The 19033-nt window shown below is 69.5% G+C and carries 18 protein-coding genes and 1 tRNA gene; 12 read left to right on the forward strand and 7 right to left on the reverse strand.

Annotated features, from left to right (window positions below):
* The first annotated feature begins 199 nt into the window (after window positions 1–199).
* Window positions 200–820, forward strand: coding sequence for a TetR/AcrR family transcriptional regulator (locus QM624_RS16320; protein ID WP_415093721.1), 621 nt, complete (start codon window positions 200–202; stop codon window positions 818–820).
* A gap of 84 nt (window positions 821–904) precedes the next feature.
* On the opposite strand, the gene QM624_RS16325 is transcribed toward QM624_RS16320, so the two are convergent.
* Both QM624_RS16325 and QM624_RS16330 read right to left on the reverse strand, forming a co-directional pair.
* Window positions 905–2329 carry an MGDG synthase family glycosyltransferase gene (locus QM624_RS16325; protein WP_415093723.1) on the reverse strand — a complete coding sequence of 475 codons (1425 nt, stop codon included), beginning with the start codon at window positions 2327–2329 and terminating at the stop codon, window positions 905–907.
* A 112-nt stretch (window positions 2330–2441) separates the two neighbouring features.
* Window positions 2442–2936 (reverse strand): hypothetical protein, encoded by a 495-nt coding sequence (locus tag QM624_RS16330; RefSeq protein ID WP_415093725.1) that lies wholly within the window; start codon window positions 2934–2936, stop codon window positions 2442–2444.
* Between the two features lie 37 nt (window positions 2937–2973).
* Here QM624_RS16330 and QM624_RS16335 point away from each other — a divergent pair, with 37 nt between their 5' ends.
* Entirely contained in the window at window positions 2974–3612 is a 639-nt protein-coding gene (locus tag QM624_RS16335; protein WP_415093727.1) for a DUF1345 domain-containing protein, read from the forward strand.
* Between the two features lie 150 nt (window positions 3613–3762).
* Here the strand turns inward: QM624_RS16335 and QM624_RS16340 are convergent, their stop codons facing one another.
* Entirely contained in the window at window positions 3763–5142 is a 1380-nt protein-coding gene (locus tag QM624_RS16340) for a hypothetical protein (protein ID WP_415093729.1), read from the reverse strand.
* Window positions 5142–5843, reverse strand: coding sequence for an ABC transporter ATP-binding protein (locus QM624_RS16345; protein ID WP_298132672.1), 702 nt, complete (start codon window positions 5841–5843; stop codon window positions 5142–5144). The genes QM624_RS16340 and QM624_RS16345 overlap by 1 nt, the downstream gene beginning before the upstream one ends.
* A gap of 130 nt (window positions 5844–5973) precedes the next feature.
* Between QM624_RS16345 and QM624_RS16350 the strand changes: the two genes are divergently transcribed.
* The 5 genes from QM624_RS16350 (at window position 5974) to QM624_RS16370 (ending at window position 10722) form a co-directional block, all read left to right on the forward strand.
* Window positions 5974–7167: a histidine kinase gene (locus QM624_RS16350; RefSeq protein WP_415093732.1), complete on the forward strand. Its 1194-nt coding sequence runs from the start codon at window positions 5974–5976 to the stop codon at window positions 7165–7167.
* Window positions 7168–7231: 64 nt separating this feature from the next.
* Window positions 7232–7900: a response regulator gene (locus tag QM624_RS16355; protein WP_415093734.1), complete on the forward strand. Its 669-nt coding sequence runs from the start codon at window positions 7232–7234 to the stop codon at window positions 7898–7900.
* Between the two features lie 12 nt (window positions 7901–7912).
* Entirely contained in the window at window positions 7913–8737 is an 825-nt protein-coding gene (locus tag QM624_RS16360; RefSeq protein WP_415093736.1) for a hydrolase, read from the forward strand.
* 11 nt (window positions 8738–8748) lie between these two features.
* A complete protein-coding gene (locus QM624_RS16365; protein ID WP_415093738.1) occupies window positions 8749–9777 on the forward strand; it encodes a YdcF family protein in 1029 nt (342 codons plus the stop codon).
* Between the two features lie 144 nt (window positions 9778–9921).
* Window positions 9922–10722, forward strand: a complete 801-nt coding sequence (locus tag QM624_RS16370; protein ID WP_415093740.1) for a sigma-70 family RNA polymerase sigma factor — start codon at window positions 9922–9924, stop codon at window positions 10720–10722.
* Between the two features lie 387 nt (window positions 10723–11109).
* Here the strand turns inward: QM624_RS16370 and QM624_RS16375 are convergent, their stop codons facing one another.
* Window positions 11110–11844 carry a MerR family transcriptional regulator gene (locus tag QM624_RS16375; RefSeq protein ID WP_415093741.1) on the reverse strand — a complete coding sequence of 245 codons (735 nt, stop codon included), beginning with the start codon at window positions 11842–11844 and terminating at the stop codon, window positions 11110–11112.
* Between the two features lie 134 nt (window positions 11845–11978).
* Between QM624_RS16375 and QM624_RS16380 the strand changes: the two genes are divergently transcribed.
* The 4 genes from QM624_RS16380 to QM624_RS16395 all read left to right on the forward strand — a co-directional run bounded on the left by QM624_RS16380 (window position 11979) and on the right by QM624_RS16395 (window position 15134).
* Window positions 11979–13565: an alpha/beta hydrolase gene (locus QM624_RS16380; RefSeq protein ID WP_415093743.1), complete on the forward strand. Its 1587-nt coding sequence runs from the start codon at window positions 11979–11981 to the stop codon at window positions 13563–13565.
* 73 nt (window positions 13566–13638) lie between these two features.
* Window positions 13639–14343 (forward strand): DUF1345 domain-containing protein, encoded by a 705-nt coding sequence (locus tag QM624_RS16385; protein ID WP_415093745.1) that lies wholly within the window; start codon window positions 13639–13641, stop codon window positions 14341–14343.
* Between the two features lie 178 nt (window positions 14344–14521).
* Entirely contained in the window at window positions 14522–15025 is a 504-nt protein-coding gene (locus QM624_RS16390; protein WP_415093747.1) for a hypothetical protein, read from the forward strand.
* Window positions 15026–15061: 36 nt separating this feature from the next.
* Window positions 15062–15134: transfer RNA gene (locus QM624_RS16395), tRNA-Asn, on the forward strand.
* A 74-nt stretch (window positions 15135–15208) separates the two neighbouring features.
* Here QM624_RS16395 and dnaG read toward each other — a convergent pair.
* On the reverse strand, window positions 15209–17104 hold the full coding sequence (dnaG, locus tag QM624_RS16400) for a DNA primase (protein WP_415093753.1): 1896 nt from the start codon (window positions 17102–17104) through the stop codon (window positions 15209–15211).
* A gap of 121 nt (window positions 17105–17225) precedes the next feature.
* Window positions 17226–18326 carry an HD domain-containing protein gene (locus QM624_RS16405; RefSeq protein ID WP_415093749.1) on the reverse strand — a complete coding sequence of 367 codons (1101 nt, stop codon included), beginning with the start codon at window positions 18324–18326 and terminating at the stop codon, window positions 17226–17228.
* Between the two features lie 87 nt (window positions 18327–18413).
* Here QM624_RS16405 and QM624_RS16410 point away from each other — a divergent pair.
* On the forward strand, window positions 18414–19033 hold a 620-nt coding region (locus QM624_RS16410; RefSeq protein ID WP_415093751.1), incomplete at its 3' end, for an ROK family transcriptional regulator.

The raw sequence follows: 19033 nt of genomic DNA on the forward strand, positions 1-19033 counted from the left end.
AGGTCACCGCGCAGTGGTGCGCGACGACCAGAACCGTCAGCGCCGCCCGCAATTTGTCGATGTAGTACAGACGGGTGGGTGCCACCGGCGGAGCCTGAGTGTCAGTCATGTCTCTCCTTCCCGCTACGACCGTCGGAAACCCACGTTCGTAGCATGGACATGCTAAATAACTTAGCACGGCTCTGCTATAACCAAGGTCGTGCCGAAGATCGTGGATCCTGACCAGCGCCGAGTGGCCATCGCCGAGGCGGTCTTCAGCACCCTGGACCAGGGCGGCCTGCGCAACGTCACGCTGGCCAACGTGGCCGACCACGCGGGACTGGCCATCGGCTCCGTCCGGCACTTCCTCGGCAGCCGCGAAGAGATGATCGCCTTCGCGTTCAGCGTCGTCGTCGAGCGCGTCGGCGACCGGGTGAGCAGTCGGATCGACACCGCTCTCGCCACACTGCACAGCGGCACCCACGATCCGGACGCCCGGCTGGCCGCGACCGCAGACATCCTCGCCGAGTTCCTTCCCCTGGACGCCGCTCGCCGTCGGGAGGCGATCGTCTGGATCGAGTTCGAGACCGCGGCAAGGACCGATGCCCGCCTGGCGGAGACATCGCGCCGGGCAGCGACCCAGACGACCGGGTTGATCGAGGCGATTCTCTGCACCGCCGCCGGCGCACTGCCCGCAGGTCTCGACATCGCCGTCGAGACGGCCCGGCTGGCCGCGCTCATCGACGGGTTGACCGTCCGCTCAGCCCTGCATCCGGACCTGCTCGACCCGGCCCTGGCCCGGGAGGCGCTGCTCGCACACCTACGCGGACTCCAGCGCTAGCACCGCTGCTCCATGCGGCCTTCTCGCTGGGTGAGCTCGTCGACGCTTGTGGTCTCGACAAGCTCGACCAACGATGATCGGGTCTCAGCTCACCCCGAAGATCCGTGACCGTTCGTCGCCCAGCACCCACCGGCCGGTGACCACCAGGTCGAGGTTGTCCGGCTGCCAGCGCAACGCCCGCAACGCGCGGCGGTTCAGCCGTACCGACGTCGACCATGGGGTCACTCCGAGCGGTCGCAACTGGGACTGGGTGGCCACCGCGAGTGAGGTGCCGCTGTGCGGGTCGGTGAGGACGCGGAGCCGGCGCTCGCCGGGCAGGTCGGCCACCGGTATGCCGTCCTGGCTGGCCTGCAGCATCGCCTTCTGCGCCTCGCGACTGATCCACAGCGATCGCGGGCTCGCCTCCACCGAGGTTGCCGCAACCGTCCGGCCGGCGTCGGGGCGTCCGATCCTTCGGGCGTTGGCCGCCATCTCGCGGATCCGTTTCGGGTCGGCGAGCAGCAGGTCGATCTTGTAGCCGACGGTCGTGGCGTAGTTGCAGCGCACCGCCGCACCCTCCTCGACCAGCACATCGGCGTTGCGCACCTCCTGCCCGGGGATCGGGTTGATGATCACCATCGGCAGCCCCGCGGCCATGCATTCCGACGACGACAACCCGCCCGGTTTGCCGACGAACAGGGTGGCGACCCGCATCAGGTCGACCATCTCGTCGGTGTAGCCGAGCACGGTGAACCGCTCCGTGTCGTCGCCGACCGCGGCCACCACGTCCCGCCGCAGCGCCTCGTTGTTGCCGCAGACGACGACCGCCTGGAAGCGCTGTTTGCTGCGCCGCACCTGGCGGACGATGTTGAGCGTGTAGCTGCCGCCGGAAGCGCCGGCCGAGATCAGCACCACCGGCAGCCGGGGGTTCAGCCCGAACCGTCGTCGGACGGCCGCGGCGTCCACCGGCTCACCCAGCCCGGCCCGCACCGGGATGCCCGAAGCATGCACCCGGTCGCGGGGCACGCCGAGATTGGCCATGTGCTCACGGGCCTCGTCGCGGGCGACGAAGAAGTGGTTGAACGGCGACGTCAGCCACAGGCCCTGGAAGTCGTAGTCGGTGGTCACCACGGTGAGTGAGGCGTGCAGCTGGCGCCGGGCCAGCATCAGCGCCACCAGCCGAGCCGGCAGGAAGTGCGTGCAGATCACCAGATCGGGGTCGTAGTCACGGATCCGCCGCACCACCCCGGTGGTGTTGAGCTGATCCCACCACTGCACCAACGGCGCCCGTTTGAACGGCGAATCCTGGGTGTCGTAGCCCCAGCCGACCACCCACGGGGCCTCGGCGACCAGCGCGAAGTAGCCGTCGTCGTAGAGCTTCTGGAACGCCTCGTTGGTGGTCTCCAGAATGTCGATGCGGCGCACCTGGTCGACGTCCGAGTGGTGAGCCAAGGCGTGTTCCACGGCACTGCCGGCCTGGTTGTGGCCGGCCCCGACGCCGGCCGCCAGGATCAGAGTGCGTTGGCCCATGGCCCGATCGTAGGGGTGATCGCCGGCAGGTTCTTCGCGGGACGGGCCGGTGCCCCTGAAGCGCCGCTTCCAGGGCGGCCGGCGGGCGTCAGCGGGCGACGGCGTCCGCCACTCAATCGGACGCCTTCGTCGTAGTGTCATCGGACTCCATCATGAATTCCCAGGCCAGGCCGTGGGCCAGCACGATGAGCAGGATCAGGGCGATCGAGGCCGCCTGCAGCGCCGTCCCGCCGACCACCGAAGCGATCCCCGGGAAGAGGCCGAGCACCGCGATCACGGCATAGACCACGACCACCAGCCAGCGGGACCGCCGGAACGGTCCGCGCGCCGTGCCACGGTCGACACCGATCAGCCGGACGGTGTTCGCCATCCCGACCACGGCCGCGACGGTGAAGCTGGAGCGCCAGATCAGCGGATTGCCGGCGTCCACCTGCGCGAACGTACTCATCAGGCCGGGCAGCAGGAAGGACAGGTAGACCCCGCCGGCCAGCCGTCGGCGCAGCGGATCGGCCTTCCACCGCGGGTGCCGCTCGATCACGGTCCACCACAGCCCCACCAGCGTGAAGCAGGTGACCGCCATCAGCGAATAGAAGCCGGACAGGTCCATGACTCAGCGTACTGCTCACCCGTGGTTGACTACCGGTGTGAAGCTTCAGCCGGCCTGGGTGCGGACCAGCGTCAGTATCGCGGTGGGTGCGGTGGTCGCGGCGGCGCTGAGCGGGGTGCACGGCCTCGCGGTGGCACTGGCCGCCGGCTGGATCGCCCTGTCCGTCACCTATGTCGCGTGGACGACGCTCGCGTTGATCCGGCTCGACCCGGTGCAGACGAAGGCGCACGCCACCCAGGAGGATCCGAGTCATGGCGGCAGCATCCTGATCCTCACCCTGGCTTCGGTCGCCAGCATCGCGGGAGTCGGGTTCCTGCTGGCCGGCACCCAGGCCCGTGAGGGCGTGCCGGTCGAAGCGCTGCTGGGCGCGGTCGTGGTGGTCTGTTCCTGGGTGCTGGTGCACAGCCTCTACACCGTTCACTACGGACGGCTCTACTACGCCGATCCGGACACCGCGGCCATCGACTTCAACGGCGATCAGCCCGACTACCAGGACTTCGCCTACCTCGCCTTCACCCTCGGCATGACCTACCAGGTTTCGGACACCAACCTGCAGACCCGGACGGTACGCAGGGCGGCCCTGCGGCACGCCCTGCTGTCCTACCTGCTCGGCGCCGTCGTCCTCGCCTGCACCATCAACCTGATCGTTCAACTCGCCTCCACTGCGGTCGGTTAGTCCGGGTTCCGTTGGTCGAGCTTGTCGAGGCCAGGGTTTCCGTCGCCCCGGGCTTGCCCCGGGATCTCTGCCTAGACACGTTCGAAGCTCTGGCAGAGATCCCGGCGTTCGCCGGGATGACGTCTTTCGCGGGGACGATGGGACATCCGTCTACTCGGCCCGGACGCCGACACCCGAAAGGGCGGCCCGGAGCACCGGACGGCAGGCCTCGCCGGCGGCCCAGACCAGGGCGATGCCGGCCAGCAGGGACGCCACGAACAGCAGCGGCCCGATCGAGGCGGGTTGCATGCTGGGCAGCTGGGCGAAGAACAACACCGCCAGGCCACCCGATCCCAGGGCGCTGAGCGCCGCAGGAGCAACCACCTCGACCAGCCGGGTGCGGTCGTGCAGGCTGCCCGGGACACCCAGGTTGGCCAGCTGGCGCAGTTCCCGCCGCCGGTCGAGCACCCCGGAGGCCTGGTTCAGCAGGGTGGACGTAGCAGCCACCAGGAAGGCGATGCCGAGGGTCAGGTAGGTGCCGGTGCGGACGTCCTCGGCCAGGATCCGCAGCAGCGGGTCGTCGCTGTAGGCGCTGAAATCGGGCAGGCTGACCAGGGCACCGCCGGTGAAGCCGACGAAGGCGAGCCCGGAGACCGATCGCCAGGCACCCTTCGGATCGGCCAGCAGCCGGCGTCCGGCCAGCAGCACAGCCGGTTGTCCCGACCGGGTGAGCAGTAACCCGAGCAGCTGCAGCAACCACGGTCCGACCAGGTTGATCACGCCCATGAACAGGGCCAGCACAACCAGCACCACGGCCGCCGAGGCCACGAACTCCCGAGCCAGGTTGAGCATCGGCGCCACCACGATCCAGGCGGCGATCACCAGCGGCACGGCGAGCAGCCGCCACAGTTTGAGCGCCGGACGCGGTGCCCGGCGGGCCACCCCGAGCGGCGAGATGGTGAGCCGCATCAGGCCGGTCACCGAGCTCAGCCCGGCCAGCACCACCAGGCCGGCCACGGTCGCCGCGATCGCCCAGAGCGGGAGCAGCATCTCGGCGGCGCTCAGCGGCGTCGCCTGGAAGCTGATCGCCGCCCAGGCGGGCAGGGTGAGCAGGTAGCCGACCACACCCAGCACGCCGCCGGCGAGTCCGGCCAGCATGGTCTCCACGGTGCTCAGTGCGATGGCCTGGCCGCCGGTCAGACCGAGCAGCCGCAGGGTGGAGAGCCGCTGGTCGCGGCCCAGTGCGCCCATCCGGGCCGCGGCCGCACCGAGGGTGACCAGCGGCACGATCAGCAGGACGCCGGCGCAGGCCGCCAGCAGCGTCCACATCACCAGCTCCGCGACGCCGTCGGCGGCGTCCGCGCCGAGTGCCGCGACGAAGGCTGCCGGTGGGTGGAACTGGCGATTGACGAAGGTGTTGATGCCGGCGAGCACCGAGAGCAGCAGCCAGCTGCTGACCGTGAAGGCGAGGACGGCGAGCAGGTCGATCAGCCCGGTGCCGGCCCGGATGCGGCCGCGCAGCAACAGCGGAGCGATACGGAACTGGTGCATCAGGCTGCCCTCCGGGTGAGGAAGTCGTTGCTGACCCGGCCGTCGACGATCTCGACATGCCGCTGGCACCAGTCGGCGACGTGGGCGTCGTGGGTGACCACCACCAGGCTGGCGCCGACGGCGGCGACCGCCGAGGTCAGCACCCGCATCACCTCGGCACCGGTCGCCTGGTCGAGGGCACCGGTGGGTTCGTCGGCGAGCACCACGTCGGGCTGGCCGACCAGGGCACGAGCGATGGCGACCCGGTGCGCCTGGCCGCCGGACAGCTGCCCGGGGCGGCGCGCTTCCAGGCCGGACAGGCCCAGCCACTGGAGGCAGTCCCCCGCCCGTCGGAACGCTTCCGCGCGCGGCCGTCCGAGCAGCAGCAGCGGCAACGCCACGTTCTCCAGCGCGCTGAGTTCGGGCAGCAGCTGGCCGTCCTGGAAGACGAAGCCCATCCGGGCCAGCCGGATCCGGCTGCGGGCGGCGTCCGAGGCCAGCGACACCGGCTCGCCACCGAGGCTGACGTCGCCCTCATCGGGCCGCAGGATGCCGGCCAGGCAGTGCAGCAGGGTCGACTTGCCGGAGCCGGACGGCCCCATCACCGACACCGACTGCCCGGCGGGAATGTCGATGCTGACCCGGTCGAGGGCCCGGACGTCGCCGAAGGACTTGGAGATCTGCCGGGCCTGCAGGGCGGCCCGCTGGTGGTTCGTCGTCATGCAATCAGCCAACCGTGCGGCGGCCGTTCGATCACGGGCGCTGCCCGGTGTCTGCTGGGTAGTGCCAGCGCTACCCCATGGTGGTGCCGACGCCCTGCCATGCAGGCGCCGACGCTTCTAGGGTGGCAGGGTGACCCAACCCAACCCGTCGCACGAGTCCGCGATCCGGGCCCGGCTGAAACCGCCGCCGAACCCGTTGCGGATGCTGATCAGCCCGCTCGGCTGGGGTGCGGTGGCGTACTGCGCGACAGCGATCCTGGGCGGCATCGCGGCGTTGCTGGCCGGCATCCTGGGCATCTTCGTGCTGCCGCTGGTGGCCTGGGGCACGGCCAACCTGGAGGCCCGCCGGCTGCGGCTGCTCGGGCTGCACCAGCCCGGTCCGCTGCGCAGCGGACCGATCCGGCATCCCTGGGACGTGGCGGGTCTGCGTGAGGGCAACCTGGCGGTGTGGGGCATCGCCGTGCTGTTCGCCCTGGTCGACTTCCTGCCCGGCGCGGTGCTGGTCATTCTGGTGCTCGGCCTGATCAGCCAACTGATCGGCAGCATCGGATCGCCGCCCACCGAACAGCTCGGCACCTGGTTCATGCTGATCATCATCCTGATCGCCGGCCTCTACGTGGCCTGGGCACTGGCCAGCGTGCAGGCGATCCTGGTCGAGGATCTGGTCCGGCCGCGCACCGAGCTGCGCGAGCAGGTCGACCAGCTGACCAGCTCACGCCGGGAACTGGTCGACGTCTTCGCCGCCGAGCGGCGCCGGATCGAGCGCGATCTGCACGACGGCGCCCAACAGCACCTGGTGCTGCTCAGCATGCAACTCGGCGAGGCCGAATACGCGCTGGAGAGCGGCCGTCCGGAAGCGGTCCGCGACGCCTTGGCGGCCGCCCATTCGTCGATGGAGGCGGCGATGACGTCGCTGCGCGACACGGTGCGCGGCATCCACCCGCAGATCCTCACCGACCGGGGCCTCGCCGCCGCCGTCACCGAACTCGCCGAGCGCCAGCCGCTGCCCGTCACGGTGGGCATCAACGGGACGCGGCAGCCGTCGGAGCAGCTGGCGCTGTCGGTGTACTACCTGATCAGCGAGGCGTTCACGAACGCCGTCAAGCACGCCGTCGCGACCACGGTGGCCGTCCGGCTCGACCTCAGCGACCCGCTGCAGGTGGAGGTGTACGACGACGGCATCGGCGGCGCGGTGGTCAAGCCCGGCCATGGGCTCAGCGGCATGATCGAACGCGTCCAGACCTTCGGCGGGGCGTGCTGGGTGAGCAGTCCCCCGGGCGGTCCGACGCTGATCCGGGCGTCCTTCCCGAACCCCGTCCGATGAAACCGGTGGAGAGCGAAGTGTCTGAGGCCGTCGCTACGGTGAGCCGAACAAGAGAGGGGAACTGATGCGAATTCTGGTGGCCGACGACGCGGCGCTGATCCGGGCCGGCCTGGTCGGCCTGCTGGAGCGGGCCGGGCACCAGGTGGTCGCCGAGGCCGCGGACGCCCCCGAGCTGATCGCCCGGTGCACCGGCCTGGCCGAGAGCGCCGACGGGCTACCCGATCTGGTGATCACCGACGTGAGAATGCCGCCGACGATGACCGACGACGGGCTGCGGGCCGCCGTCCAGCTGCGGGAGACCTACCCGGGGCTGCCGATGCTGATGGTCAGCCAGTACGTCGCCCCGGCGTACGCGGCGACCCTGCTCGAAGCCAACGCGGCCGGTGGGGTCGGTTACCTGTTGAAGGAACGGGTCGGACGGGTGGCCGACTTCATGCGGTCGGCCGAACTGGTCGCGGCCGGTGAGGTGGTGATGGATCCCGAGGTGGTGGCCCAGCTGCTCAACGCCCGCCGGACCGACCCCAGGCTGAGCCGGTTGACCCCGCGCGAACTCGAGGTGCTGTCGTTGATGGCGAAGGGCGCCGCGAATCAGCAGATCGCCGGGCAACTGGTGATTACCCCGGCGGCAGTCGCCAAACATGTGGCGAACATCTTCGCCAAGCTCGATCTGGGTCCGAACGAGGACAACCGCCGGGTCCGGGCCGTGCTGGCCTACCTCAACGGCGTCCGCTGAGAAGGAGTTGCGATGACCGTGACGGAATGGATCTGCCGCATCTGCGGCGTGGAACAGGCGGTGGCCGCCGAGCCGCCGAAGGCGTGCCCGATCTGCACCGACGAACGGCAGTACGTGCCGCCGTCCGGACCGGCCTGGACGAGTACCGAACGTCTGCTCGCCGAGGGACACCGACTGGTGATCACCGAGATGGAACCCGGCCTGTTTGGGCTGCGCGCCGAGCCGAAGGTGGGCATCGGGCAGACCGCGCTGCTGGTTCGCGGCACGGCGGGGAATCTGCTGTTCGACGTTCCGCCGTTCGTCGATCCGGAGGCGCTGGACGCGATGGAGCAGTTGGGCGGGGTCGCGGCGATCCTGGCCAGCCATCCGCACATGTACGGCGCGCAGGTCGCCTGGAGCCGGGCCTTCGGCGGCGTCCCGGTGTACGTGGCCCGCAAGGATCTGGGCTGGGTGCAACGGAAGGACCCGGTGATCGTCGCCTGGGACAACTCGTTCGAACCGGTGCCTGGAATCTGGGCGAGCCAGGTCGGCGGCCACTTCCCGGGCCAGACCGTCGCGCACTGGCGGGGCGCGGACGACTCGGGTGTGCTGCTCGCCGGCGATGCCTGCTCGGTGCGGCCGGACGGCAACGTCAGCTTCCAGCGCAGCTATCCGAACATGATCCCGATGTCGCCGCGCGGCGTCCGGCAGATCGTGGACGGCTTCGACGAACACCCCTACCGCCGGCTCTACGACAACTTCGCCGGACGCATCGCCGACGACGCCCTGGCCACGGTCCGGTTCTCCGCCAACCGCTACCTGGCCTGGATCGCCGGTGAGCACGACGAGCTGATCTGAGGTCGCTGACGATGTTGGGACTTCCGGGCGGAGTGGCCGTGCTCCTGGTGGCGCTGGTGATCAGCGTCACCAGTGATCCGCGCAAGATGCGCACCGCGCTCTACCTGCTCGCCCTGCTCATCTGGCTGCTGATGTCCGCCGTCGGCCTGACCGTCGGCGCCGCCGATTCGTTCGACCCGAGACTCGGCGGCTACACGTTTCTCGCGCTGCTGGTACTCATGCTCGGCACGGTGATCGCGCTGGCCGGCTTCCTGATCGTCACCGGAATCACCCTGCTTCGCCGTGAAGGTTTCGCACTGTCGCGGCTGCTGGGGCTCGGGTTGGGCGTCGGGATGCTCGGCTACATCGGCCTGTGGGTGGCGGTCGTGGCGACCGCGTCGAGCCAGTGGGCCGCCGGTTTGCTGCTGCTCGGGTTGCCGCTGGGCTACCTGGGTTTCGGCTTCGTCGCCTTCCTGCTCTACGGGGCGCTCTACCCCGCCGTGATGGGCCGGCGCGGACGGCCGGTGGCAGCGGTCGTGGTGCTGGGCTCGGGGCTGATCCGCGGCAAGGTGCCACCGTTGCTGGCGTCCCGGATCCGCCGCGGGCGCGCCTTGTACGACAAGTTCGCCGATCGCCCTCCCCTGCTGGTCACCTCCGGCGGCCAGGGCCCCGACGAGCCGGTGCCGGAGGGCCGGGCGATGGCCGAGTTCCTGACCGACGACGGGTTCCCCCAGGATCGCGTGGTGGCCGAGGAGCGGTCCCGCAACACCGAACAGAACCTTGCCTACAGCGCCGAACTACTTGCCGCGCGCGGCGTCGTGGGACCGATCGCGGCCGTCACCAACAACTTCCATGCCTTCCGGGCTGCGCTGCTGATGCGCCGGCTCGGGATCGCCGGTTACTCGGTCGGTTCGCCGACGGCCCGCTACTACTGGCCGACCGCGGTGATCCGCGAGTTCATCGCCGTGCTGCGCGACCACCTGGTGCTCAACGCCATCCTGCTCGGTCTGGCCTGCCTGCCGATCCTTGTCTACCTGGTGTCGTTGCTGGTCAACCGGTGAGCGCCACTGTCACCATCGCTCCTTGTCCGGCTGGGATTGACGGTTTTGTGACACGTCCACACAGATCGGTGTTGTCACGGTGTTGCCTCCACATTGGGGCCGTTGCGGGTGATCGGAGAGGCCTCCGCGGCCAGCATCGGCGCCATGACCGAGACCATCAGATTGCTGGAAGCCGACGAAGAGATCCGGCTGGCGCGGGCCATCGAGGCGGGACTACTCGCCAGCGAACAGTTGGCGCAGGACACCGCGTCGGCGGGAACAGCCGCGGAGCTGACCGTGCTGGAGCGACAGGGACGCGACGCCTGGCAACGGTTCCTGCTCGCCAACGTCCGACTGGTGCAGAGCATCGCCACCCAGGAGGCCCGCCGCTCACCGGCCGGTCTGGACGAGCTCTTCCAGGAGGGATTCCTCGGCCTGACCGAGGCGTTGGTGCGCTGGGACCACACCAGCGGCTACCGCTTCAGCACCTACGCCAGTACCTGGATCAAGCGGCGGGTCTGCGATGCCGCCGTCGAGCAGCGGGTGCCGGCCTCGGTGCGGACCGCGTTGCGCGCCCGCGGCGTCCGGGGATTGGCGGACGAGCTGACCGCCGAGCTGCGCCGTCCGGCCAGCGACGCCGACGTCGCCCAGGTCCTGGGCCGCAGCGAACGTTGGGTGGCCCGGGTCCGGCATCTGTCGGTGTGGGCGCCGCTGGAGCCGGACCTGGTGGTCGTCGGCCCGCACTCCGAGCCGATCGATGACACCGATCTGCGTCCCCTGCTGAGAGCACTCCCCGCCGTGGAGGCGGCCGTGGTGCGGACCCGTTTCGGCCTGGGTGGTGACTCGCCGTTGCGGCAGGCTCCGGCCGCAGCGAGGCTGGGCATGTCGCTCAGCACGCTGCGACGGCACGAGACCCGGGCGCTACGACGGCTGCGCGGCTGGATCCTGGCCGATCAGGCCGCGTGAGGTCCGACGACCAGTAGATGAATCGATCTCGCCCACTGTGCTCTCCCCGTGGCTCTTCACCTACGAGTCCGCGCGGAACGCGGGGGCATAGTCGGTGGCGAATCCCTGAAGGTTCCGGGCGGGTCGGCCTGTCACCCGTTCGACGTCCGACGACACGACAGCGGCCTCACCGCGGTCGTAGTGCGCATAGTCCTCGGCGAGACCATCCGCTTGCCAGGCCGACATTCCCGTTTGACGCGCTCAGATCGAATCGGATCGCGGTACATCCAGACCGATAGATCGATCGAACCAAGCTGCGATCACGAGTCGACACCTGGCCGTCACGGCCAGGTCAAGGCGAGATCAGTACCGACTCGTTGAACGCACAGTGAGTGCTTGACCTGGCGGTCACGGCCAACGGGGTCGGGAGCGGCCGGTGCGGCGCCGCACTCGCACGAGCACGTCGAGTTGTGCGTCGTTGTAGAGGTCCGCCACCACTTCATCGACAGTCCGTTGCTTGGCCGGGGATCTTTGCAGCGGCCGGGAGATCAGGTCGGTCAGCCCTGGGCAGTGTTCGTCCAGATGTTCCAGGTGATCGGCCAGCCCGGCCACCACCGCCTCCCGAGCCTCCGGGCCCGCATCGTCCGGAAGATGATCGAAGGCAACCACGGCTGCATTGTCGCGGTAGGGCGGCAGCAGCGTCAGGTACGCCTCGAGCCCCGGCTCGTCGAGCAACCTCGTCAGCCCCACGACGAGGGCTCGCTCGACACCGGGTAGGTCGGCGACCCGGCGGGAGAGTTCCGGCGGGAGGTCGCTCGGGACCGCGTGCTCGAGCATGGCAGCCACCTCGAGCCGCGTTTCCTGCAGATGCTCGATGTCGCTGACCAGCCGCGTGTCGAGATCACGCAGCATCTGTGCCGGAGGTTGCACCGAGTCGCCGATAGCAGCGATCTGGTTGAGGGTGAGACCCAACTGGGTGAGCCTACGGATTCGGAGCAGTCGCAGCAGATGCTCGACGCCGTAGAGACGGTACCCGTTGGACTGTTGCGTCGGCTCGGGTAGCAGACCGATCTCGTGGTAGTGCCGGACTGTGCGGCGCGTCGTGCCGGCAAGCTCGGCCAGCTCACGGGGACTCCAGATCACCATCCGCTCCTTCCCTCAGCACGTCGGCGCCGTCCAAGCACCACTTTCCAGCTTGCCTTGACCTGGCCGTGACGGCCAGGTGTCGACTGCTGCTGCACCCTGTTCCGTCGATCCGTTCGTCTGGAGGACCTACCGTGCTCAGCTCTGTCCGAGGGCGTCCAACGACCTCACTGACCACTCACCGGACCGCCCTGGTCGTTCTCGTCACCGTGATGCTCACCCTCGCAGCCGGATGCAGTCCCGGCCCTCCGGCGGAACAGCCAGCCGACGGTGCACCTCCGGGGCTGGAGCGCTTCTACAGTCAGAAGCTGGCGTACGGCCCCTGCGCGGACTACGCCACCACCGAGGACGATGTGAAACTGTTCGCCGACGAACAGCTGCAGTGTGGCCGGCTGAGCGTCCCACTGGACTACAACGACCACGCCGGTCGCACCATCGAACTCGGAATCCTCAAGGTGCCGGCCACCGGGAAGCCGATCGGGTCACTGGTGGTCAACCCCGGCGGCCCCGCCTCACCCGGCAGGTCCTTCGCCGCGCAGCTGAAGTCGACGGCGGGTTATCCGGCGATCGGACAGCGATTCGACGTGGTCGGGTTCGACATGCGCGGAACTGGCGCGTCGACCCCGACGGTGGATTGCTTCACCGACGCCGAGCGATCGACCGATCACCTGATGGCGAGCTTCTTCTTCGGCGGCGAGACCTGGACTGAGACCGAGACCCGCGCGGCTGCGAAGAAGTGCGCCGAGGGGTCGGGCGGACCGGACGTCATCAGCCACCTCGGCAGCCGTGACACCGCCCGCGACATGGACGTCCTCCGTGCCGTCGTCGGCGACCAGAAGCTGACGTACTTCGGGGCGAGCTATGGGACACGCCTCGGCGCGGTCTACGCAGCGATGTTCCCGGCCAAGGTGCGCGCACTCGTCCTCGACGGCGGCATCGACCCCACACTCGGCATCGAGAGCCGGATGGTGCAACAGTTCACCGGATTCCAGCGTGCCTTCGACGCCATGGCGACCGACTGTGCAACAGCGACGAGCTGCCCGCTCGGCACGGACCCGAAGGCCGCCACCGCGGCCTTCCACAAGCTCGTCCGACCACTGGTCGACAAGCCGCTCCCGGTCGGCGCCGGCCGCATGTTGACCCACCGCGACGCCGTCGAGGCAGTCCTGTTCGCCCTGTACAACAAGAGCAACTGGCCGGTGATCGCCGATGGTCTCACCGAACTCGCGGCCGGCCGCGGGGAGCTGCTGCTCGCCGTCCGCGACCAGGCCCACCTTCGCCAACCGGACGGCAGCTACCCGACCTTCTTGGAGGGTGCGTACGCCACCCACTGCAACGACCGCGAACGTCTCACGTCCCGACAGGAAACGGCGATGCGCAACCGGATGCTTGCCGCCGCACCCTTCATGGATGACGGCCGCAACCGCCAAGCTCGCGACGTCTGCGAGCACTGGCCGGCCGCCCCGACCCTCGGCTACCCGTACGCGGTGAACATCACCGGCCTGCCGCCGACTGTCGTCGTCTCGGTCACCGGTGATCCTTCCGCACCCCACGAGGGTGGGATCGGGCTGGCGCGGGCGCTCGGCTCCCGCCTGCTTACCGTTGACGGTGCGCAGCATGGAGCCGTCCTCGTTCCGGGCAACAAGTGTGTCGACGACGCCGTCACCACCTACCTCATCGAGTTGGAAACGCCACAGACCGATGCCCGCTGCACCCTCTGACCGAACCGGGGAGTTCCTGGGTAACGATGCCGCTCAACCGGACCGACCCGGCCGAGACCGCCGGCCCCGGCTGGTGTCAGACCTGCGGCGCTTCTGGCTGGCGAGTGCGGTCTCCGCGGGGCTGGCGGTGGCGTGGGTGGTGATCGTCGTGGTCGTCCAACCGGGCCGGGTTGGAGGACTGCCGTTCGTCGCGACCGTCTACTTCGGTGCCTGGGTCGCCTATTCGCTGAGCTATCTGCTGCTCACCTGGTGCACGCTGGGGCCGGCGGACGGCGCCACCCTGCGCAAGTGGCTCAGCGAGAGCCGGACCGGTCGTCGACAGCGGCGGCGTGCCGAGTCGCTGGCCGGCATCGGTGGTCCCGCGGGCGCGGTTTCGTTCTGCCTGCTCGCCCTGGCGGCTGTGATCGCGGCGACGCTGGTAAGGCAACTCCGCGGCGATCCGGTGGTGCTCTCCCTGGCGATCGCCGTCGTCGTCACGACCTGGGTTCTGATCGTGACCGTCTTTGCCCTGCACTACGCGCGGGAGGATGCGCAGTTCGGCGGGTTGCGTTTCGGTGCTGGCAAAGGCCCGGCTAGCGCCGAGGCGAGTTGGCCGCCCCGTTTCGCCGACTATGTCGCCCTGGCGATCCAGATCAGCACGGCGTACACGAGCGCAGATGTCACCGTCACCAGCACCGGGCTGCGCCGCGCGACGATCACCCAGACGTTGGTCGCCTTCGTCTTCAATTCGATCCTGATCGCCTTGGTAGTCAGCCTGATCACGCTCAACGCCGGTTGACGACCTTCTGCTGCCGCGCTGATCAAAGCCCATCCACCGTCCTCCCGGACCTGATTCCGGGATCTCCCCCACCCCAGAGCCTGGGACGGCGTGGACTGATCAGCGCATCCTCCGCTGCTGCCACGCCACGCCCTGACGAGGCGCGCCTTAGGGCGCGGTGACACCGGATAATAGGCCGATGGGTCTCTTCGATCGCGCCGGTCTGCCGTCCGCGGACTTCCGCAGCCTCACCACCGCCGTCGGACACCGCGTCCGGGTGTTGGCCTGGGCGCAGGGCGCGGACGGCCCGGTCGTCGGGCTGGCCGGGCAACTCGCCATCCAGGAATCGGACGGCTGGCGTTTCGTGCCCTGGCACGAGATCGCCTCCGGTGGTTGGGATTCCGACAGCGGACAGCTGCGCTGGCGGCTCACCGATGGGAGCGACGGCGAGGTGCTGCTGCGTGATCCCGGCTCGCTGCCCGATCTGTTCCGCGAGCGGGTGGATGCCAGCATCGTCGTTCAGGAACGCTTCGAGCTGAACCGGGGTCGGGCGGCGATGATCGTCGCCCGGCGTCCGCTCGACGACGAGCACGCCGGCCTGCTGTGGACGGTGACCAGGCACGGCGGCAGCTTCGACACCGCGCAGATCGACCAGGCGGACGCCGAACTGGTCCGGCTGCGGGCCGAATACGACATCGCGTGAGCGTTCTGGTAACGTTTCTTCTCGCGCGCCGCGCGATCCCCTGTAGCTCAATTGGCAGAGCGTCGGACTGTTAATCCGTAGGTTCCTGGTTCGAGTCCAGGCGGGGGAGCTTCCTGAAAAAGGCCCTCTGGCTAGCTCAACTGCTGGCCCGAGGGCTTTCTTGCGTTTGCGACCTGCGGGCGCCTAATCGGCGGGGCCGGCGGCGACCTCGGTCAACTCGCGCCGCTGTTTCTCCAGATCGAGCAGGGTGGCGAACATGCGGTTGTAGCCGGGCTGGTCGTCGATCGGGTTGGTGCGCTGCAGCTTCGACTTCAGGTTCGCGATCGCCCGCGACACGGTGAGCAGGCGCAGCTTCGCCACGTACTCGGACGCGTATGCCGGGCTGGCCGGACGCAGCAGCGGCTCGGTGGTCAGCGCCGCGATGACCGACGACACCGCCGGGTCGGGATTGGCCGCCACGACGGGCTGCGGCCAGTCGCCGCCGGGGGTTCCGGCGTCGGCGATGGCGGCGAAGATGGCCCGGTAGGTGGGGTGGGTGAAGTCGTCGGCACCGACCTCGTTCCAGCCGGTCACGAACACCTCGGGTGCGCGCACCATGAGCCGCAGGGTGCCGCGTTCCACCTCGAGCGACCGATCGCGCGGGTTGGGCATCGGCAGTCCGATCAGGCTCGGCTCGTCGGACTCCGGCGCAGCCTGGACCTGTTGCGGCCGCTGCTGCCGATCGTTGTTCGCCGACAACTTGCGGCGTCCGGCCCGGGACACCTCACGCCGCACCTCCTCGACCTCGGTGCCCAGCATCTTGGCGAGCTCATGCACATAGCCGTTCACCAGTGAGCCGTCCCGGACGCTGCTGACCAGCGGCGCAGCGGCCCGCAGCGCGGCGAGCCGGCCGTCCACCCGATCCAGGTCGAACCCGGCGATGGTGCTGGCCATCACATAGCGGTACAGCGGCTCACGGCGTCCGACCAGTTCGCGGACGGCGGCGTCGCCGTGCTGGATGCGCAGGTCGCAGGGGTCGAGCCCGCTCGGTTCGATCGCCACATAGGTCTGCGAGATGAAGTGCTGGTCGCCGGAGAACACCTTCAGCGCCGCGGCCTGCCCGGCGGCGTCGCCGTCGAAGGTGAAGATCACCTCGCCGGCCAGCGCGTCGGTGGTGCCGATCAACCGGGACAGCAGCCGGGCATGGTCATCGCCGAAGGCCGTGCCGCAGGACGCCACGGCCGTATCGATACCGGCCAGGTGGGCCGCCATCACATCGGTGTAGCCCTCGACGATCACCGCCTGATTCTTCTTGGCGATGTTCTGCCGGGCCAGATCGAGGCCGTAGAGCACGTGCGACTTCTTGTAGACCGGGGTCTCCCGGGTGTTGATGTACTTCGCCGGCATCCGGTCGTCGTCGAACAGCCGCCGGGCGCCGAAACCCAGTACCGAGCGGCCGGCGTCCCGGATCGGCCACAGCAGCCGGCCCTGGAAGTAGTCCCAGCCGCCCTCGCGGATCAGGCTCGCCTTGACCAGTTCGTCGTCGCTGAATTTGTGCGCCCGCAGATGCTTGGCGAGTTCGCGTCCGCCCATCGGGGCGAAGCCGACGCCGAAGTGCTCGGCGGCATCCCGGTCGAAGCCGCGCTCGGCCAGGAACTGGCGTCCGGCGACGGCTTCGGGGCCGGTCAGCTGGCCGGCGAAGAACTCGGCGGCCAGCCGGTTCGCCTCCAGGATCCGCGACCGGAGCCCCGGTTCGACCCGGGCGCCGCCGCCCCCATCGGTGTAGCGCAACTGGACGCCGACCCGGTCGGCGAGGAACTCGACCGCCTCGACGAAACTGCAGTTGTTGATCGCCTGCACGAACCCGATCACGTCGCCGCCGACGTTGCAGCCGAAGCAGTAGTAGAAGCCGCGGGCGGGAGTCACCCGGAACGACGGGGTCTTCTCGTCGTGGAACGGGCACAGCCCGGTCAGCGCTCCCCCACCTGCCGGACGCAGCGTCACGTAGGAGCCGACGACATCCTCGATCCGGCTGCGCTCACGGACGGTCGCCAGATCCTCCTCGTTGATCAAGCCCGCCACATCCGGCAGTGTACGCAGCGGCACGGACGCCATGTCGTCATCCCGGGTTCGCCCCGGGATCTCAGCCCGGGCACTCAGCCCGGCGGTCCGAGGGGGTGAGATCCCGGCTTTCGCCGGGATGACGAAGTACCGCGACGAGCTACTGCGGACGCGGCAGCCGCGCCGGATCCCAGCCGAGCAACTGGACGGCGGTGTCGAACGCGAACCGGTCGGTCATCCCGCCGACGTAGGCGACCGTGGCGTGCACCAGCCGGTCGGGGTCGTCGGGCGGTTCCGGCAGCCGTCCGGGGTTCTCCAGATAGAACGACACCAGCGCCTGCAGCACCGCGATCACCGCCGCCGACTGGGCGAGCGACTCCGGACGGGTGTAGATCCGTTCGTAGTTGAAGCTGCGCAGTTCGGCCAGCGCGGCCGCCACCGGCGCACTCATGCCGATCTCGCCGGTGGCCACCGCGGTGCCGATCACCTCGCGGACGAAGATGCTGAGCTGCTCCCGCCGGGTAGCCCCCGCCACCTCGACCACGGCGTCCGGCACGTCGACCAGAGCCACGATGCCGGCGCCGACGGCGTCCTCGAGGTCGTGCGCGCAGTAGGCGATCCGGTCGGCCCAGCTGACGATCTCGCCCTCCACCGTGGCCGGCGTGGGCCGTGACCAGGAGTGGTTGCGGATGCCGTCCAGGGTTTCCAGGCATAGGTTGAGCGGGGTGAGCACCACGTCCGCACCCCACGGGCCGTGGTCGTAGCCCTCGGGCAGGAAGGGGTCGAAGGCGTCCTCGCTGGCATGGCCACCCGGACCGTGGCCGCAGTCGTGGCCCAGCGCGATCGCCTCGGCAAGTGCCACATTGGCGCCCACGCCGCGGGCGATCGAGGTCGCCACCTGGGCCACCTCGAGGGCGTGGGTGAGTCGGGTGCGCTGGTGATCGGTGGGATGGACGACCACCTGGGTCTTGCCGGCCAGCCGCCGGAACGCGGTCGAGTGGACGATGCGGTCGCGGTCCCGTTCGAAGCAGGTCCGCTCCGGATCGGGCGCCTCCGCACGCACCCTGTTGCCGGCCCCGTACGCCAGGGTCGCGCCGGGCACCAGCCGCTCGGCCTCCCAGGCTTCGCGTTGCTCGCGCAGGATCGGCCGCTCCAGGCCCAGCCGGACGCCCGGTTCGGCATGGGCCCGCACCACGGCCTCGCCGGGGTGGCCGGACATGGTGGTCGCCCAAGCGATAGCTCGCGGGGTCAGGTCAGCCATGTCCCCATCTTCGCAGTAGGTCACGAGTCGATAACCATTCGTCACGATCCGTAGGCACGTAGAAGTTAGGAAGGTTTACTAACTTCCATGCAGTACCCGATCCGACGCAAGCTGCGGCCCAAAGATGCCCGCCGCAGCAATCGCTCGTTCGTGCTGCAGGCGGTCAATGACAACCCGCCGCTCTCCCGCGCCGACCTGGCCCGTGAGACCGGCCTGACCAAGGTCACCATCTCCGACCTGATCGCCGAACTCATCGACTCCGGCCTGGTGATCGAGACCGGAACCAGCGAAATGGGCCGCCCCGGGAAGCCGTCCACGCTGCTGGCGCTCAACCCGGCCGGCCGGGACATCCTGGCGATGGACCTCTCCGCTCGCGACCAGGTGCGGGGTGCCGTGCTGTCGCTGCGCGGCGAGCCGGTGCTCACCAAGGTGCGCGCGCTCGACGGCGCCACCGGGCAACAAGCACTGGACGCCGCCCGCGCCCTCGCCGCCGAACTGGTCGAGGCCGCCAGCCGTCCGATCCTCGGGCTCGGGGTCGGCACCCCGGGCACCGTCGACCCGTCGGGCACCGTGTTGTGGGCACCCAATCTGCGCTGGACCGATATGCCGCTGCAGGCCCGCCTGCACGACGACCTGGGTCTGCCGGTCAAGGTCGAGAACGACGCCAATGTGGCTGCCCTGGCCGAGCGCCGCTTCGCCGGCGCACC

Origin of the sequence: Micropruina sp. (assembly GCF_047606365.1) — a bacterium.
Taxonomy (GTDB): Bacteria; Actinomycetota; Actinomycetes; order Propionibacteriales; family Propionibacteriaceae; genus Micropruina.